15 protein-coding genes are annotated in these 17634 nt (G+C 62.7%); 4 read left to right on the forward strand and 11 right to left on the reverse strand.

What is annotated here, in order from left to right:
- Positions 1-19: 19 nt before the first annotated feature.
- A complete protein-coding gene (gene prmC, locus G6N83_RS02390; protein ID WP_165138930.1) occupies positions 20-910 on the reverse strand; it encodes a peptide chain release factor N(5)-glutamine methyltransferase in 891 nt (296 codons plus the stop codon).
- 105 nt (positions 911-1015) lie between these two features.
- Between prmC and cysK the strand changes: the two genes are divergently transcribed.
- The 3 genes from cysK to G6N83_RS02405 are packed head-to-tail and all read left to right on the forward strand — an operon-like array spanning position 1016 to position 3958.
- Positions 1016-1954: a cysteine synthase A gene (gene cysK / locus G6N83_RS02395; protein ID WP_165138932.1), complete on the forward strand. Its 939-nt coding sequence runs from the start codon at positions 1016-1018 to the stop codon at positions 1952-1954.
- Positions 1955-1956: 2 nt separating this feature from the next.
- Positions 1957-2526 carry a serine O-acetyltransferase EpsC gene (gene epsC / locus G6N83_RS02400; protein ID WP_165138934.1) on the forward strand — a complete coding sequence of 190 codons (570 nt, stop codon included), beginning with the start codon at positions 1957-1959 and terminating at the stop codon, positions 2524-2526.
- A gap of 13 nt (positions 2527-2539) precedes the next feature.
- Positions 2540-3958, forward strand: coding sequence for an amidase (locus G6N83_RS02405; RefSeq protein WP_165138936.1), 1419 nt, complete (start codon positions 2540-2542; stop codon positions 3956-3958).
- A gap of 12 nt (positions 3959-3970) precedes the next feature.
- On the opposite strand, the gene G6N83_RS02410 is transcribed toward G6N83_RS02405, so the two are convergent.
- The 8 genes from G6N83_RS02410 to G6N83_RS02445 all read right to left on the reverse strand — a co-directional run bounded on the left by G6N83_RS02410 (position 3971) and on the right by G6N83_RS02445 (position 13492).
- Positions 3971-4402: a hypothetical protein gene (locus G6N83_RS02410; protein ID WP_165138938.1), complete on the reverse strand. Its 432-nt coding sequence runs from the start codon at positions 4400-4402 to the stop codon at positions 3971-3973.
- A gap of 48 nt (positions 4403-4450) precedes the next feature.
- The gene (gene prfA, locus G6N83_RS02415) at positions 4451-5533 is read right to left on the reverse strand and encodes a peptide chain release factor 1 (protein WP_165138940.1); all 1083 of its coding nucleotides are present in this window, start codon (positions 5531-5533) and stop codon (positions 4451-4453) included.
- Positions 5534-5545: 12 nt separating this feature from the next.
- Positions 5546-7777 (reverse strand): transcription termination factor Rho, encoded by a 2232-nt coding sequence (rho, locus tag G6N83_RS02420; protein ID WP_241246255.1) that lies wholly within the window; start codon positions 7775-7777, stop codon positions 5546-5548.
- A 168-nt stretch (positions 7778-7945) separates the two neighbouring features.
- Positions 7946-8881: a homoserine kinase gene (gene thrB / locus G6N83_RS02425; RefSeq protein WP_165138942.1), complete on the reverse strand. Its 936-nt coding sequence runs from the start codon at positions 8879-8881 to the stop codon at positions 7946-7948.
- Positions 8878-9975, reverse strand: coding sequence for a threonine synthase (gene thrC, locus G6N83_RS02430; protein ID WP_165138944.1), 1098 nt, complete (start codon positions 9973-9975; stop codon positions 8878-8880). The genes thrB and thrC overlap by 4 nt, the downstream gene beginning before the upstream one ends.
- Before the next feature lies 1 nt (position 9976).
- Entirely contained in the window at positions 9977-11305 is a 1329-nt protein-coding gene (locus G6N83_RS02435; protein ID WP_165138946.1) for a homoserine dehydrogenase, read from the reverse strand.
- Entirely contained in the window at positions 11302-12717 is a 1416-nt protein-coding gene (lysA, locus tag G6N83_RS02440; protein WP_165138948.1) for a diaminopimelate decarboxylase, read from the reverse strand. Before lysA ends, G6N83_RS02435 begins: the two co-directional genes overlap by 4 nt.
- Positions 12718-12829: 112 nt before the next feature.
- Positions 12830-13492 carry a TetR/AcrR family transcriptional regulator gene (locus G6N83_RS02445; protein ID WP_241246256.1) on the reverse strand — a complete coding sequence of 221 codons (663 nt, stop codon included), beginning with the start codon at positions 13490-13492 and terminating at the stop codon, positions 12830-12832.
- A 92-nt stretch (positions 13493-13584) separates the two neighbouring features.
- Between G6N83_RS02445 and G6N83_RS02450 the strand changes: the two genes are divergently transcribed.
- Positions 13585-15099: an MFS transporter gene (locus G6N83_RS02450; RefSeq protein ID WP_165138950.1), complete on the forward strand. Its 1515-nt coding sequence runs from the start codon at positions 13585-13587 to the stop codon at positions 15097-15099.
- 32 nt (positions 15100-15131) lie between these two features.
- On the opposite strand, the gene G6N83_RS02455 is transcribed toward G6N83_RS02450, so the two are convergent.
- Entirely contained in the window at positions 15132-15950 is an 819-nt protein-coding gene (locus G6N83_RS02455; RefSeq protein ID WP_165138952.1) for an LmeA family phospholipid-binding protein, read from the reverse strand.
- 15 nt (positions 15951-15965) lie between these two features.
- On the reverse strand, positions 15966-17633 hold the full coding sequence (gene argS / locus G6N83_RS02460) for an arginine--tRNA ligase (protein ID WP_165138953.1): 1668 nt from the start codon (positions 17631-17633) through the stop codon (positions 15966-15968).
- Between the last annotated feature and the right edge of the window lies 1 nt (position 17634).

Below are 17634 nucleotides of genomic sequence, written 5' to 3' on the forward strand. Positions count from 1 at the left end.
CGGCAAGATGCTTCTTCGCTCAGGGACGCAGCCCTGTTGTCACCCGGTCACGAAGAGTGAGGTCAGGATGCGTCGCTGTGGCGCGCCACCCGGCATCCGCCAAGATCGATCGCACCTCAGGGCCTTGCCATTCCCCATGCTCGATGGCGATCATTCCGCCCGGATGAGCGAGCCTCATCCCGACAGCACTCAAGATACGCACGACATCAAGACCGTCAGGCCCACCATAGAGCGCCTGCGGGGGGTCGTAGCGCCGCACCTCCGCGTCTCGCGGGATCGCCCCGTCCGGAACGTAGGGCGGGTTGGATGCCACAACGCTCACCGTTCCGTCGAGTTCGGGAAAGGCGTTTTCGAGATCGATGAAAGCGAGACGGAGATTGTCGCCTGCAAGCCGTGCCGCATTCTGTCGCGCCCAGATGAAAGCGTCGACAGAGTTTTCGGCGGCGAAAACGCGCGAGTGGGGTACCTCAGTCGCCATTGAAATCGCGACTGCACCGGAGCCGGTACCGAGGTCGACACCGATGGGCGCCGGCGATGCGGATGACTGCAACCCGTCAATCGCGATCTGTGCCAGCAGCTCCGTCTCGGGTCGCGGCACGAAGACTCCCGGGCCCACAGCGAGTTCCACCTGCCGAAACGGCGCAACCCCTGTGATGTGCTGCAGCGGCTCGCGTCGTGCTCGACGCTCAATCGCATCGGCGAATAAGGCCCGTCGCGCGGAATCAATATCTACCCCGCGGATCATGGCCGACTGCAGACCGCCGCGAGACGTTTCGAGCACATGCGCGGCCAGAAGCTCAGCGTCTACCTGGGGATCGGTGACGCCCGCATTCTGGAGAGTTTCGGACGCGCCACGCACGATCGCGGCGAGAGAGAAGGAAAGAGGCGGAGTATCGGGAGAATCGGTCATGATCGGCGTCAAGCCTAACCGGGTGGATTCGTCATATTCGGCGATGACCCTGGATTGCTCGCCTAGGCTGGTGGACCGTTGAGACTTCCCCGCGAAAGGCATGGCATGTCAGGCATTCACTCCGACATCACGACAGCATTTGGCAATACTCCCCTGGTACGACTCAATCGCGTCGCCGAAGACGTTGAAGGCAACATTGTTGCCAAGCTCGAGTTTTACAACCCGGCTTCGAGCGTGAAAGACCGTCTCGGTGTCGCGATCGTCAACGCAGCCGAGGCATCCGGGGCGCTACAGCCCGGTGGCACGATCGTCGAAGGCACAAGCGGCAACACCGGTATCGCGCTGGCGATGGTCGGTGCGGCTCGCGGCTACCGCGTCATTCTGACGATGCCTTCATCGATGTCCCATGAGCGCAAAATGCTCCTCAAGGCATATGGCGCAGAGCTGGTCCTGACTGAGCCTTCCCTCGGAATGAAGGGCGCTGTCTCACGGGCCGAAGAGATCGCGGCCGAAACCCCCGGCGCAGTGTTGGCCAAGCAGTTCGCCAACGAGGCGAACCCCGCAATCCACCGCGCCACAACGGCGGAGGAAATCCTCCGTGACACCGATGGCCAGGTGGACTACTTCGTCGCCGGGATCGGAACAGGCGGCACGATCACGGGTGTCGGACAGGTACTGAAAGAGCGCGTCCCCGGGGTCAAGGTCATCGCTGTCGAGCCCGCCGACTCACCCCTCCTCACAAAGGGCACCCCCGGCCCTCACAAGATTCAGGGCATTGGCCCGAACTTCGTGCCCGAGATTCTCGATCAGGACATCATCGACGAGGTCATCGACGTCGAGTTCGACGATGCGATCTCGACGGCCCGAGATGTGGGAACGAAAGATGGCATCCTGGTCGGAATCTCCAGCGGCGCGGCGGTGTGGGCAGCACTGCAGGTCGCAGCCCGTCCCGAGGCCGCAGGCAAGAACATCGTCGTGATCATCCCTTCCTTCGGAGAGCGCTACCTGTCGACCCCGCTGTACGCAGACCTCAAAGAAGACTGACGATGGCGGTATGGGTCCACGTCCGTGAAGACATTGCTGCCGCGAAACTGAGGGACCCCGCTGCGCGCAGCAATCTCGAAATCGCGCTCATGTACCCCGGGCTGCACGCAATCTGGGCGCATCGCGTCAACCACTGGCTGTGGAAACGTGGGGCTCGTTTTCTCGCGCGCGCTGGCTCGCAGCTGATGCGCTGGCTCACCGGCATCGAGATTCACCCTGGCGCAACGATCGGTAGACGATTCTTCATCGACCACGGCATGGGCGTTGTCGTCGGCGAAACAGCTGAAGTCGGTAACGACGTGATGCTCTACCACGGCGTGACGCTCGGCGGTCGGCAGCGCAATGGCGGCAAACGGCATCCCACCCTGCACGACGGTGTCGCGGTCGGCGCGGGCGCGAAGGTTCTCGGGCCGATCACCATCGGTGCCGGATCCGTCATTGGCGCGAATGCCGTCGTCACAAAGGATGCCCCGGCGAGGTCGATTCTCGTAGGTGTGCCGGCTCGTGCTCGAGCGCGGCGCGACTCCGACGACAACCGGGCTCTCCTTATGACGCCGGAATATCACATCTGAGGTGACTACCCGCATGACGCAGCTGCACGAGCTTTCTGCCCGCGAGCTCGGCGCAGCGATGAGGGCCGGGTCCCTCCGACCGTCCGACGTCACAGCGCACTATCTCGCTCGCATCGAACGTAGCGAAAACACTCTCGGCGTGTTCACGGAGATCACGGCTGATTCCGCTCGCCAACGAGCCGAAGGGCTCGAAGCGGCGAGAGCTGCCGAAACATCGGTGGGCGCACTGTGGGGCATGCCGCTCGCCGACAAAGACCTGGTCGCGCGCCGTGGAGTACGAACGAGATATGGATCGAAGTCGCGCGCCAACTACGTGCCCGAGAGCTCAGACCCCTTGGCTCTCGCGCTCGACGATGCGGACGCTGTGAGCCTTGGTAAGACCAACACTCCTGAGTTCGGTTTGACCGGTTATACCGAGCCCGAGCTGTCTTTCCCCGCACGGGACCCGTGGAATCCAGAGAATGGTGCCGGCGGCTCGAGCGGAGGCGCCGCGGTGGCCGTGGCCGCGGGGCTCCTGCCTTTCGCGCCAGCTTCCGACGGTGGCGGCTCGATCCGCATTCCAGCGGCAACAGTAGGAGTGGTCGGTCTCAAGCCATCCCGCGGACGACTTGCGCTCGGTTCGGGCTTTGACGGCCCTGGTGGACTCGTCGTCACAGGTCCGATCGCTCGTAGCGTCGACGACGCCGCATACTTTCTCGACGCCATGACAAGCTTCGGTGTGTACCGCTATGCCACGCGCGCGAACGATGGCGCGCCCTTTTCAACAGCAACCAGCCCAGTGTCACGTGCCAAGATGCTCCGCATCGGGGTGACGACAGTATCGCCCTGGGATGATGACGAAGAGATCGTGCTCGATGCCGCTGCCAGCTCGGCAGTTCAAGCGGCAGCCGAATTATTCACGAACTGCGGGGATGCCGTCAGCGAGCTGTCGTGGCACCCGCGCGGCTACGCGGAGATGTTTCGGACTCTCTGGCGCGCAAGCGCCGCCCGCATTCCGCTATCCGACGATGATCTCTTAAACGTCGAGCCGATCACTGCATGGCTCGTTCGCGAAGGGCGCGCTCTCGGCGCAGTAGCTTTGCTCGACGCGCTAGCCGCCGCGACCCGCTTCGAGCAAGACACCGCCGCAAGCTTTGCGCCTTATGATGTCGTCCTGACCCCTGCGCTCGCTCAGTCGCCGCGACCGGTCGGCTGGTACGACCCGGTGAATGCTGAGCGAAACTTTGCGCAACAGGTGCGATATGCGCCCTACAGCAGCTTCGTCAATGTTGCAGGCTTACCCGCACTGGTGCTTCCGCTGACCACGGATGCCGCGGGGCACCCGGTGAGTGTCCAGCTCATCGGTAGGCCAGGCGGAGAGCGCGACATCCTTGCAGCCGCAGCGCGTCTAGAGCAACAGCGTGGCGTCCTGCGGCATCCACCAGGCTGGTAACTGCAAGCCTCGTCAGCGCTTGCGTGCCTTCTTCTTTTCGTGGCGTTCGCCGTCTTTGACGGCGTCGCGCAGCAGAAGCAGCGGAAGAACCAGCGTCGCAATCGCCGTGACGACCCACACAATCACCGGGGCAAGAATCCAGGTGAGAAGGTACGGCTCACCGATCTCGAGTCCACCGATGGGCAAGACGATGACGATAATCAACGAGACCAACGTTGAGATGATTCCGATACCGCCGAGAAGCGCGGGAGCGTTGCGTCTCGCGACACCTGCAATCCACGGCGCAAGCACGCTCTGGAGCACAGCGAAAATCAACACGCACAAGACGAGCGGCCACCAGTTGCGCCAGTCGATGGTGAACCCGGGCAGGATGAGGTCCGCGGCGATCAAGCCCACCGCGGCAGACGCGATGAAGATGACCGAACGAATCAGGAAGGTAACCACACCCCAGACAATAGCGTCTGGCTCTGATATCAGGTTACGGCTCGGTTGTTAGGACTCGTCGCTGCCGATCGCCGCGAGGCGCTCTTCTTCATCAGCTGCAATGCATGACGCGATTACGGGCTCAAGAGCGCCGTCCATCACCTGATCGAGGTTGTACGACTTGTAGCCGGTGCGGTGATCAGCAATGCGGTTCTCGGGAAAGTTGTAGGTGCGAATTCGCTCGGAGCGATCCATGCCGCGAATTTGAGACTTGCGCGCGTCGGAGGCGACGGCATCCCGTTCTTCTTGTTGCCGAGCGAGCAGCCGTGCGCGCAGCACTCGCATACCCGCTTCCCGGTTCTGCAGCTGCGACTTCTCGTTCTGCATCGAAACGACGATACCGGTCGGGAGGTGTGTGATGCGCACCGCGGAGTCGGTTGTGTTGACCGACTGTCCGCCCGGTCCCGAGGAGCGGAACACATCGATCTTCAGGTCGTTGCCGCTGATGGCAACTTCTTCGGGCTCATCCACCTCGGGGAATACAAGAACTCCGGTGGTCGACGTGTGAATGCGTCCCTGAGACTCGGTCGCCGGAACACGCTGCACTCGATGCACGCCACCCTCATATTTGAGGTGCGCCCATACCCCCTGCGACGGGTCGGTCGACGATCCCTTGATAGCCACCTGGACGTCTTTGTAACCGCCAAGGTCGCTTTCGGTGCGCTCGAGCATCTCGGTCTTCCACCCCTTGGAAGCGGCGTACTGCAGATACATGCGCAGCAGATCGGCGGCGAAGAGGGCGCTTTCCGCGCCGCCTTCGCCACCTTTGATCTCCATAATCACATCGCGCGCATCGTCGGGGTCGCGTGGAATCAGCAATCGCCGCAGCTTCTCCTGCGTCTGGGCGAGGCGCTCTTCGAGCCCCGGCACCTCCGCAGCAAAAGCTTCGTCCTCTTTCGCAAGCTCACGCGCGGCATCGAGATCCTCGGATGTCGATTGCCACTCGTCGTGCGCGTGCACAATGCGTGACAACTCGGCGTAACGCCGATTGACCCGCTTGGCTCGCCCAGCGTCAGCGTGAACTGCGGGGTCGGAAAGCTCCTCTTGGACGGCTTTGTGCTCGTCGATGAGGGACTGAACTGATTCGAACACAGGACTCCCGCGTTAGCGGATGCTGTTCTCGTGGCTGTGCGATGAACCACCAGCGACCGGAGCCGGCATTGACTTCTGCATCTGCACGAGGAACTCGACGTTGGACTGTGTCTCTTTGAGCTTGCCCAGGACGACCTCGAGAGCCTGCTGCTGGTCGAGCCCCGCCAACGCGCGGCGAAGCTTCCAAGTGATCTTCACTTCGTCAGCCGACAACAGCATCTCTTCGCGACGCGTGCTGGATGCATTCACATCCACTGCGGGGAAGATCCGCTTGTCGGCGAGCTGGCGTGACAGTCGCAGTTCGCTGTTGCCGGTGCCCTTGAACTCTTCGAAGATGACGTCGTCCATTTTGGATCCGGTCTCAACGAGCGCCGTGGCCAGAATCGTGAGCGAGCCGCCGTTTTCGATGTTGCGTGCCGCACCGAAGAAACGCTTCGGCGGGTAGAGAGCTGCAGCGTCCACACCGCCGCTGAGCACACGACCACTGGTCGGTGCCGAGACGTTGTAGGCGCGGCCGAGTCGAGTGATCGAATCCAGCAGAACGACGACATCGCGACCGAGCTCAACCAGTCGCTTCGCACGCTCGATGGCGAGTTCAGCGACCGTGGTGTGATCTTCGGCGGGACGATCGAAGGTGGATGCCACGACCTCGCCGCGAACGCTTCGCTGCATGTCGGTGACTTCTTCGGGACGCTCGTCAACCAGAACAACCATGAGGTGGACCTCGGGGTTGTTCTTCGCGATTGCATCAGCAATCTGCTGGAGAACGATGGTCTTACCGGCCTTCGGGGGCGCAACGATCAAGCCGCGCTGGCCCTTGCCGATGGGAGCCACGAGGTCGATCATGCGCTGTGTCAGCTTTTCGGGTGCTGTCTCCAGGCGCAGACGCTCCTGGGGGTACAGCGGGGTGAGGTCACCGAATTCAACGCGAGTCGCGGCATCCTCGGTGGACAGACCGTTGATCGAGTCGACCTTGACGAGCGCGTTGTACTTCTGGCGGCTCGACTGCTCGTTCTCGCGGGGCTGCTTGATGGCACCGACAACGGCGTCTCCCTTGCGCAGGTTGTACTTCTTGACCTGCCCCAGCGAGACGTAGACGTCGCTCGGTCCGGGAAGGTATCCCGTCGTACGAACGAACGCGTAGTTGTCGAGGACATCGAGGATGCCAGCGATGGGGATGAGCACGTCATCCTCGCCGATCTCGCTCTCGAACTCATCATCGTTCTGGCCGCGGCGCTTGTTGCGCTGACGCCCACGACCGTTGCCCTGAGACTGATCGTCTTCAGCAGCAGCAGAGGGTGCAGCGTTGTCGCTCGGCCCGTTCTGGTTTTGACCATTGCGGTTGCGGTTACGGTTGCGGTTGCGGTTGCGTCCACGACCCGTGCTCTCGCCACCCTCGTTCTGATCGTTCTGATCCGAACGGTTGTCGTCGTTGCTGCTTGCCGAGTTATTCTCGCTCTTCTGCGAGTTGTTCTCGCTCTTCTGCGAGTTGTTCTCGCTCTTCTGCGAGTTGTTCTCGTTCTGCTGCGGAGCGTTCTCGGTATGTGAGGAATTGCTGTCGTTTTCAGCAGCCGCCTTTTCACGGCGAGCGGCGGCGCGTTCACGAGCAGTCGCCGCGCGTCCACTGTTGGTCTTCGTGCCGCTGGTTTCGCTCGGAGCGTCGGACGAAGCGGATGCCTCGTCCGAGGTGGCGGCAGGCGCCGATGTCTCAGCGGACTCGTTCGCGGCCGGAGCCACGTCAGCCTTTGAGTCGTTGTTGCCCGCGCCCTCGGTATCGCCGCTGTCGGCAGCGGTGTTGTCGGTATCCGCAGTCACAATGTCGGCGTTAGCCGCGGCTTCTTCAGCTTCGGCCTTCACCTTCTCGGCCTTGGTCGGACGACGACGCTTCGGAGCAGCCTTCGGCGCCTTCGCAACGGGCTCAACCGATTCGACAGTCGTCGAATCGGTTGCCTCTAGTGCTTCGGCGGCATCCGCAGTCACGCTTTCGCTCGCGCTCGGCGCTACGGCAGCCTCTGGCGACGCAGCATCAGCAGTTGCGGCGTCAGCTGCAACATCTGCGCTCTTCGCACGACGCGGCGCGCGCTTGCGTGGCACCTTGACCGGTGCTGATTCGCTCGTCACGGCTTCGGCACTCGCGCCGGATGCGGCATCTTGAGTGGTGGTGCTGCCAGTGGCAGCTTCGGTCGTTTCGGGACGCTCTTCAGCGTTCGAATCGACGGTGTGGATCTCGGAGATGGACTCCACGAGTTCTCCCTTGTCAAACGTGTAGTGGTTAAGAACCGCACGGGACGCCGCCATAGACAGGCGCTTTCCCTGAGACAGGTAGGGCCGGAGCGTTCTCAGATACCTGAGATGCTCAGGGTCCGGCTGCAGGGTTGTGCGGGTTTCGCAGATTTGCGACGGAGGCCAGATTCACGCGTCAAACGTGGCACCCTCCGCGTCCCTCACTGTACCACCCTTGAAGTCGACGGCAAGCATGAGCGCTTCCCACGGAGTGTCTACGACGGATGCCGCAAGCTTGGCAGCTTCGAGTCGTCGGCCTGGTCCGTCCGCGAGTACGAGAACGCTGGGCCCGGCCCCGGAAACGACGGCCGCGAAGCCTTCGGCGCGGAGCGTGCGCACCAGACGGTCGGTCTCAGGAATAGCGGCTGCGCGGTAGCTCTGGTGAAGTTTGTCTTCCGTTGCCGCGAGCAGAAGTTCCGGACTCTGCGTGAGAGCTGCGATCAAGAGCGCAGACCGCGACACGTTAAAGACGGCGTCTTCGCGCGACACCTGCAAAGGCTGCAAGCTGCGCGCTACAGCTGTCGACATCGTGAATTCAGGCACGAAGACCAGCGGCGAAACGCCGCGGTGCACGAGTAACTTTTTGTGCTGCGGACCGGTTTCGTCGACCCACGCGATCGTGAGCCCGCCGAAGAGCGCGGGAGCAACGTTGTCCGGATGCCCTTCGATCTCGGTTGCGAGCCGCAGGAGCATCTCGGGGCCGAGTTCGACGGTGCCTTCGAGTAGACCTTTCGCCGCGAGCAGACCGGAGACGACGGCCGCGCCGCTTGAGCCGAGGCCGCGCCCGTGCGGAATAACGTTCTTCGCCTCAAGCCGTACCCCCGGCATCCGCACGCCCACGCTTTCGAAGGCATGCGCCATAGCGCGGACGACGAGATGCGACGCGTCGCGGGGCACGTCTTGTGCCCCCTCCCCCTCGACCTCGACTTCGACACGTTCAGTGTCGAGTTCGGTGACGACGAGCTCGTCATACACACTGACTGCAAGACCGAGAGTGTCGAATCCCGGGCCGAGGTTCGCGCTGGTAGCGGGAACCCGCACCGCGACGCGGCGCCCGGTTGTCACGCGGAGGTCCCCGGAGCGGGCTCACGCGTAAGGGCGAGCACCGAAGCAACTTCGCTGGTGGTTGCGTCGACGACCGTGGGGGTGACGTCGCTGCCATCTGGCTGGCGAAGTGCCCACTGCGGGTCCTTCAGTCCGTGACCGGTCACCGTCAGCACAACCTTCGAACCAGCGGGGATCTTGCCGGCTTCAGCACGATCGAGGAGGCCCGCGACGCTGATTGCGGACGCGGGCTCGACGAAAACGCCCGCGGTCGAAGCGAGGAGCTTCTGCGCTGCGAGGATGCGCTCGTCGTCAATCGCGCCGAACCAGCCATCCGTAGCGTCGCGTGCTTGCAAGGCGAGCTCCCACGATGCCGGGTTTCCGATACGGATCGCGCTGGCAATCGTTTCGGGGTGCTTGACGACTTCGCCGCGCACGAGTGGCGCGGAGCCCTCAGCCTGGAAGCCGAACATCCGCGGGATGCGGGTCGAAACGCCACGCTCGTACTCTTCGCGGTAGCCGCGTGAATACGCCGTGTAGTTGCCAGCGTTGCCGACCGGGATGAAGTGGAAATCGGGGGCATCTCCGAGCTGCTCGACAACTTCGTACGCCGCGGTCTTCTGGCCCTCAATACGGTCGGGGTTAACCGAGTTGACGAGGTGCACGGGGTAGTTGTCGGCGAGCTCGCGCGCGATCTCGAGACAGTCATCGAAGTTGCCGCGAATCTGGATGAGTCGACCGTTGTGGGCGACGGCCTGACTGAGCTTGCCCATTGCGATCTTGCCCTCGGGCACGAGCACTGCTGCGGTGATGCCCGCGTGGGCAGCGTAGGCCGCAGCGGACGCCGACGTGTTGCCTGTAGAGGCGCAGATAACTGCCTTCGCGCCGTGCTCCACGGCACGCGAAAGTGCAACCGTCATGCCGCGGTCTTTGAACGAACCCGTGGGGTTCATGCCCTCGAACTTCACCCAGACATCGGCGCCGGTGCGCTGCGAAAGCACAGCGGCATGAATGAGGGGCGTGCCGCCCTCTCCGAGTGACACCACTGTCGAAGTGTCGGTAACGCCCAATCGGTCAGCATATTCGCGAAGAACTCCGCGCCAGACGTGTGCCATGTCAGTCTCCTTCCACCCGCAAAACCGAAACGACGCGTTCAACCACGCCGCTCGATGCGAGCTTTTCAACGGTTTCGCTGAGATCTTTTTCTCGTGCGCTGTGTGTGCCGATCACCAAACGCGCACTGCCGGGCGTCTGGCCTTCGGGGTCAATTACTGTCTGCTCCACGGTTGCAAGCGAGACGTTTCCGTCGGCAAGAATGCCGGCGACGGTCGCGAGTACGCCCGGGCGGTCATCCACTTCGAGCGTGACCTGATAGCGCGTAACTACGCGGCCGATTTCGACGACCGGAAGGTTTGCGAGCGTCGACTCACCGACGCCAACACCGCCCGCGACGTGACGACGTGCAGCTGAAACGACATCGCCAAGAACAGCGGATGCCGTTTGCACCCCGCCCGCTCCGGCCCCATAGAACATGAGGTTTCCTGCGGCTTCGGCTTCGACGAAGACAGCATTGTTTGCGCCGTGCACGCTCGCGAGCGGGTGCACACGAGGAACAAGGGCCGGGTAGACACGCACCGAGATGGCTTCGCCGGACTCTTCGCTACCTTCCTGACCCACCAGACGCTCACACACAGCGAGCAGTTTCAGGACGAAACCTGCCTTGCGGGCGGACTCGATCATCGATGCGTCGATGTGCGTGATGCCCTCGCGGTGAACTGCATCGAGCGGAACTGTCGTGTGGAAAGCGAGGCTTGCGAGAATTGCTGCCTTCTGCGCGGCGTCGTAGCCTTCGATGTCAGCGGTGGGGTCGGCCTCGGCGTACCCCAGACGCTGCGCATCGGCGAGCACATCGGCGAACTCTGCACCCTCGGTGTCCATGCGATCGAGAATGTAGTTCGTGGTGCCGTTGACGATTCCCATGATGCGCTGCACACGGTCGCCCGCGAGCGAATCACGCAGCGGACGAATGATTGGAATCGCGCCCGCTGCTGCGGCTTCGTAGTACACCTGCGCGCCGACCTGGTCGGCGGCCTCGAAGATTTCGGTACCGTGCGTCGCCAGCAGTGCTTTGTTGGCTGTGACAACGTCCGCTCCAGCACCAATGGCCTGCAACAGGTAGGTGCGGGCGGGCTCAATGCCGCCCATGAGCTCGATCACAATGTCGGCACCCATGATGAGGGTTTCGGCATCGGTTGTGAACAGTTCACGCGGAAGGTCGGTCTCGCGAGGCGCGTCGAGATCGCGTACGGCAATACCAGCGAGTTCAAGCCCAGCGCCCGCGCGATCAGCGAGTTCGTCGCCGTGCTTGAGGAGGAGAGCGGCAACCTGGGAGCCGACGGAACCGGCACCCAGCAAAGCAACCCGGAGGCGGCGGTAATCGATCATGCGTTCCTTCCATTCGGTGCCACGACGCCAACGTCGCGGGCAAGGAGATCATCAATGGTCTCACCACGGACGATCACACGTGAGCGGCCATCACGAACGGCGACGACAGCGGGTCGCGTGACGTAGTTGTAGTTGCTTGCGAGAGAAAAGCAATACGCGCCGGTAGCGGGTACTGCGAGTACATCTCCGGGCGCAATGTCGCCGGGCAAGTACTCGGAGTCCACGACGATGTCGCCCGACTCGCAGTGTTTGCCGACGACGCGCACGACCGTTGCATCAGCCTCGCTCGTGCGCGAAGCAATGCGCGCGCTGTAGTTAGCTTCGTAGAGGGCCGTTCGGGCGTTGTCGCTCATACCGCCGTCGACGCTGACGTACGTTCGGGTGTTTCCACCATCGAGGCGCACCGGCTTGATCGTTCCTACTTCGTAGAGGGTGATTCCCGCCTGCCCCACGATCGTCCGGCCTGGTTCGAACGCCAGGTTCGGCATCGGGATGCCGCGGCTTGCGCACTGCAAAGCGACAGCATCGACGATGCCACGCGCGAGGTCTTCGATCGGCGTCGGGTCATCCGCCGTGGTGTATGCGATCCCGAAACCGCCGCCAAGGTTCATGACGGGCACGTCCCCGCCCGTGAGCAGCTCTGCATGCGTCGCCACGAGTCGCGCAGCTGACTCGGCGAAACCGGTCGTGCCGAAAATCTGAGACCCGATATGGCAGTGCAGGCCAAGAAAATTCAACTCTGCGACTTCGCGAATGCGTGCCACCACTTCAGGCGCATCGCCCAACGGAAAGCCGAATTTCTGGTCTTCGTGCGCCGTCGCCAAGAAACTGTGGGTTTCCGCGTGAACCCCGCTCACAACACGCACGAGCACCGACTGCTGCGTGCCGGTGCCCGCAACGATGGAAATAAGTCGCTCGAGCTCGTCGCGGCTGTCGATCACGATCGATCCGAGCCCGGCGTGAACTGCCTGTTTGAGTTCAGCGAGACTCTTGTTGTTGCCGTGAAAACCCGTGCGCGCGGGATCCGCACCGGCTGCCTGCGCAACGGCCAGTTCGCCGCCGGTGCAGACATCAACTGCGAGCCCCTCTTCGGTGACCCAACGCACGACCTCGGTCGACAAGAAAGCTTTGCCCGCGTAGTAAACCCGGGCGCTCACGCCGTGGGTCGCCGCCGCTTTTTCGAAGGCGATGCGGCTCCGACGCGCGTGCGCGCGCACTTCTACTTCGTCGAGCACGTAGAGCGGCGTACCGTACTCGCTCTGCAGCGCAGCAGTCGAAACACCGCCAACAGAAAGAATGCCGTCGACGTCACGCCTTGCGGACGCGGGCCATACCAGGGGTGACAGATCGTTGGCGTCTGCGGGCTTCGCGAGCCACGACGGCACAAAAGCAGAGTCAGGCGACGCGGACACGGGGAAAACCAATCGGTGGGAGCGGCTGCGCGGCGACACACGAACCTGCGGGCTCGGGCCCTGCGGTGCACTCACGCGCGTGAGGCCAGTCTAGGGCACGGTGGGGCACCGCTTAGGCATTGCCAGCGAGGACAGCAGGAGTTCCTATCGCCGCGGGGAGTACCACTCCGTCGATCACGGAGATGAGGAATTCGCGAGTGACCGGCTTTCGCATCACGAGCACACGATATGCCGCCATAGCGGGAGCAACCATCGCGACCATCTCGGCGTCAACATCGGGTGCCACTTCACCCCGCTCGATCGCGCGACGAATAAGAAGACGGTTGGCTTGCGCGCGAGGCTCGACGATGGCGGCCTGAACCGCCTCTTGCATCTCCGGCGCACGAGCGATCATCGAGACGAGCCCTGCCATGATGTGCAGCTTTCGCTCCGCTTCGGCCATTGTCGGCGTCTTGATCATCGCAACCAGGTCGCCTCGGAGGGTACCCGTGTCGGGCAGCGCGTTCAGATCGAGATCCATCGATTTCATGCAGGCGACAGCATCGACGACAAGCTCTGCTTTGGAAGGCCAGCGGCGGTAGAGTGTCGCTTTTCCGGCGCGAGCACGGGCTGCGACCAGGTCGACCGTCATCCCGTCATAGCCGGTCTCGGCTAATACATCGAGCGCAGCCTGCAGAATCTCAGGGTCACGCGTGTGATCACGTTTTCGACCGAGCTTCGGTGTGTGGTCTGTGGTCTCTTCGAGATCGCGCGGCTCCATCGCGGCTGACTCCATTCTGTCTCGCTGAAATCCTATTGTATTGAGAACGTTCCAGTTCTGAAACTTTACAGATCCGAAACTATTCGGTTTCGTATATAGTCTCACTCATGACTCAGGATGCCGTGGCCTCGCCACCTGCCCTCTCCCCCACATCTTCTCGACGATGGTGGACTCTCGTCACCGTCGGTATCGCCCAGCTGATGGTCGTTCTCGACGCGACCGTCGTCAACATCGCACTCCCCTCCGCACAGGCCGATCTCGGGTTCTCCGACGGCGACCGACAGTGGGTTATCACCGCCTATTCGCTTGCATTCGGGAGCCTTTTGCTTTTCGGGGGGCGACTTTCGGACCTCATTGGCCGCAAAAGGGCATTCATCATCGGACTGATCGGCTTCGCTGCAGCCTCGGCCCTGGGCGGCGCAGCACCCGACTTCGGAACCCTTGTCGCGGCCCGCGCGCTTCAGGGCGTATTCGGCGCGCTGCTGGCGCCGACGGCGCTCGCCGTACTGACGACGACGTTCACGATCCCACGAGAGCGTGCCCGCGCGTTCGGCGTATTCGGCGCGATCGCCGGAGCTGGTGGCGCGCTCGGTCTACTTCTCGGCGGGGTACTGACGGAACAGCTCAACTGGCGCTGGAACCTTTACATCAATGTATTCATTGCCATCGTCGCGATCGTTGGTGCGATGTTGTTCGTGACGAAAATCGAGCGCACAGGCGCGCGGCCGCGCCTCGATGTACCCGGAACCATCCTCGTCTCGGGCGCGCTCTTTTCGCTCGTCTATGGTTTCGCGAACGCCGAAACAGAAGGATGGGAGTCGCCTTGGACGTGGGGACTGCTCGCGGCCGCAGGTGTATTGCTCACAGGCTTCGTATGGTGGCAAAGCCGGGCTAGCCACCCGTTGCTCCCTCTCGCCATCGTGAAGGACCGCAACCGCGCCGCCGCTTACAGTTCGATCCTGATTGCCGGAGCGGGCATGTTCGGCATCTTCTTGTTCGTGACCTACTTCTTGCAATCCTCGCTCGGGTTCAGTCCCATTCAGACAGGGTTATCGTTCTTGCCGATGATCGTGACGCTCGTGCTCGCGGCCCAACTATCCACGAACGTGCTCCTCCCTCGATTCGGACCGAAGCTCATGGTGCCGTTCGGCATGGCCATCGGCGTAATGGGGATGCTGCTCCTTACTCGCCTGACCCTGGACAGCACCTATGCGGCGAATGTACTGCCCGCGCTGATCCTGCTCGGGCTGGCGATGGGTTCGATCATGCCTCCGTCGATGCAGACGGCGACCCTCGGAGTGGACCGCCACTTCGCCGGTGTCGCCTCGGCGATGGTGAACACGAGCCAGCAGGTGGGTGGATCGATTGGCACGGCACTTCTCAACACGATCGCGGCCACGGCGACCGTTGACTTCATCGCCGCGCACGCTGGCGACACCGCCGATTTGGCCGCGCGCGGCGCTGTGGCGGGGTACGCAATCGCGTATGCGTGGGGCGCAGGATTCTTCGCGCTCGGTGGCGTGATCTCCGCTATCGTATTCCGGCGCAAGGGGAATGCCGGGCGAAGCGCGGACGCCACACCGCACGACGATCTGGTCGCAGAACCGGTCGTCGTGAGCTGACTACCGTGTTCCTGAGACGCCGAATTGGCGTCTCAGGAACACGTGCCCGCCTCCTGCATGGCGGGATCCGTTGCGACGCGGGGATCGATATCGAATGATGCGAGGACGTCGGCGTGATCGACGGAGACATCCGTCAGGGTGATTGCTGCGGGAATGTATTGCGCGACGCACACACGCCAATCTTGCAGCACCCCATCGGTCAGCGAACCGAAGCGAGATTGAAGATCTCCCGCAGTGATCTCGGCGCCACCGAGTTGGAGTGAAGAGGGCGTAAGCACAAGTTCACCGTCGGCGGCGCTCGGGGTGAGCGCAACTCCGATGTCAAAACTCGCACCGAAGAAAGAAAAATCCGTCGAAATGGTGACGTCGGGGTCATCGAGTCCGAGCGATTCCGCAGGAAAGCCGTCAACCGTAGCCATCAGGGCACGGAGCTGATCCTCGCTGAACGTGACGGTTCCTGATCCACCCCCGATATCACCCTCACCTCGAATCGGAATATCGAGCAGATCGACGCTGACGTCTCCCGTCGCGGGGCCGACCGTCACGTCGTCAGAGTCGATGTGCACTGAGGTGAGTGACCCGGCAATCAGCTGCGGAAGGATCATGCCTTCGAGCTCGACGTTTACCCGTTGATCGGCGGGAAGCGAGAGCTCAGCAATCACTGTCTGCCTGATCGACTTCGTCACGAGATCCCGCGCCACGGCTTCGCCCACGAACCACGCGGCGATGATCAGCCCGATGACGATGACGACGCCAAGCACCCACGGCCAGACTCGACGTCTACGCGGTGCGGCCGCGGCATCCTGCCACTCTCCTGGAAGCGGAAGTGTGGGCTGCGTTTCACCGGTCATGTGGGACTCCCCCTGTTACATGCGTTCGGGCGCCGTCACGCCAAGAAGGTCGAGCCCGTTTCGGAGCACCTGACCGGTTGCATCGTTAAGCCAGAGGCGAGTGCGATGCACGTCGGTCACGGCATCGTCGCCGAGAGGCGTGACGCGGCAGCTGTCATACCAACGGTGATAGAGAGCTGCGAGTTCTTCGAGATAGCGGGCGATGCGATGCGGTTCCCGCACTTCGGCCGCGAAAGCAACCAGTCGTGGAAACTCCTGCAGGGCGCCGAGAAGAGCCGACTCGCTCTCGTGATCGAGTAGCTCCGGCGCGAACACCGAACGATCGACGCCCGCCGATTCAGCATTGCGCGCCACGTTGTGCGTGCGCGCGTGGGCATACTGCACGTAAAAGACGGGATTATCGTTGGTGCGCTTCCGCAACAACTCGGGGTCGAGCGTCAGCGGTGAGTCTGCGGGGTACCGCGCCAGCGAATAGCGCAGAGCGTCGGTACCGAGCCATTCGCGAAGGTCGTCCATCTCGATGATGTTGCCGGCGCGCTTTGACAGCCGTGCCCCGTTGACCGAAACCAGCTGACCGATCAGCACCTCGATGTCTTTTTCGGGATCATCCCCAGCGGCGCCAGCCAAAGCTTTAAGCCGGTGAACATAGCCGTGGTGGTCGGCTCCGAGCAGGTAGATTTTGTGCGCAAAACCGCGGTCGCCCTTGTTCAGGTAGTACGCCGCATCGGCAGCGAAGTATGTGTACTCACCGTTCGAGCGACGGATGACGCGATCTTTATCGTCGCCGAAGTCGGTCGTTCGAACCCAGACGGCATCATCTTGATCAAAAACATGGCCCTGCGCGCGCAGGCGCTCAACCGCCTCATCAACGAGACTTGAGCCCGCGCCCTCGCTCTTCGCGTGCAGCACGCGCTCGCTGAACCACACATCGAAGTTCACATTGAAGTTCGCGAGGGATGCCTGCACTTCGCCGAGTTGAAACTCATACGCCAGGTCGCGCGCTGTCGCCACTTGCTCGTCGGAGGGCAAATCGAGCAGGTCAGGCCGCTTTTCGTGCACGCGGCGCGCAAGCTCTGCGATGTATGCCCCGCCGTAGCCGCCCTCGGGTGTGGGTGCTCCGGTAAGAGCTGCGATCACAGATGCGCCGAACCGGTCCATCTGAGCGCCAGCATCGTTGACGTAGAACTCTCGAACGAGAGTCGCACCCGAAGCCTGCAGCAAACGAGCGATCGCATCACCGAGAGCTGCCCAACGGGTGTGACCGATGTGCAGCGGGCCGGTGGGGTTCGCGCTGACGAACTCGAGGTTGATGCTGTTGCCGCGCTGTGAGGAGTTGGTACCGAAGGCGGCACCCGCCTCGACGATCGTGCGTGCGAGCGCACCTGCAGCTGCGGCATCCAGTCGAATGTTGATGAAGCCGGGGCCCGCAACTTCCACGCTGCTGATACCCGGGGTATCGGCGAGCGCCGCGGCGATCTCTGCGGCGAATTCGCGCGGGTTCACACCGAGACCCTTCGCGAGCTTCATCGCGGCATTCGATGCCCAATCTCCATGATCGCGGCTCTTCGGGCGATCGAGTACCAGGTCGGCGGCAGTTAATTCCGCCGTCGAGCCCGCACGTCGCGCCTCGGCAAGCGGGCGGATGACGGTGAGGAGGGCTGCGGAGAGGGCTTCAGGATCCATA

The sequence above is a fragment of the Microbacterium endophyticum genome, from assembly GCF_011047135.1.
GTDB classification, from domain to species: domain Bacteria; phylum Actinomycetota; class Actinomycetes; order Actinomycetales; family Microbacteriaceae; genus Microbacterium; species Microbacterium endophyticum.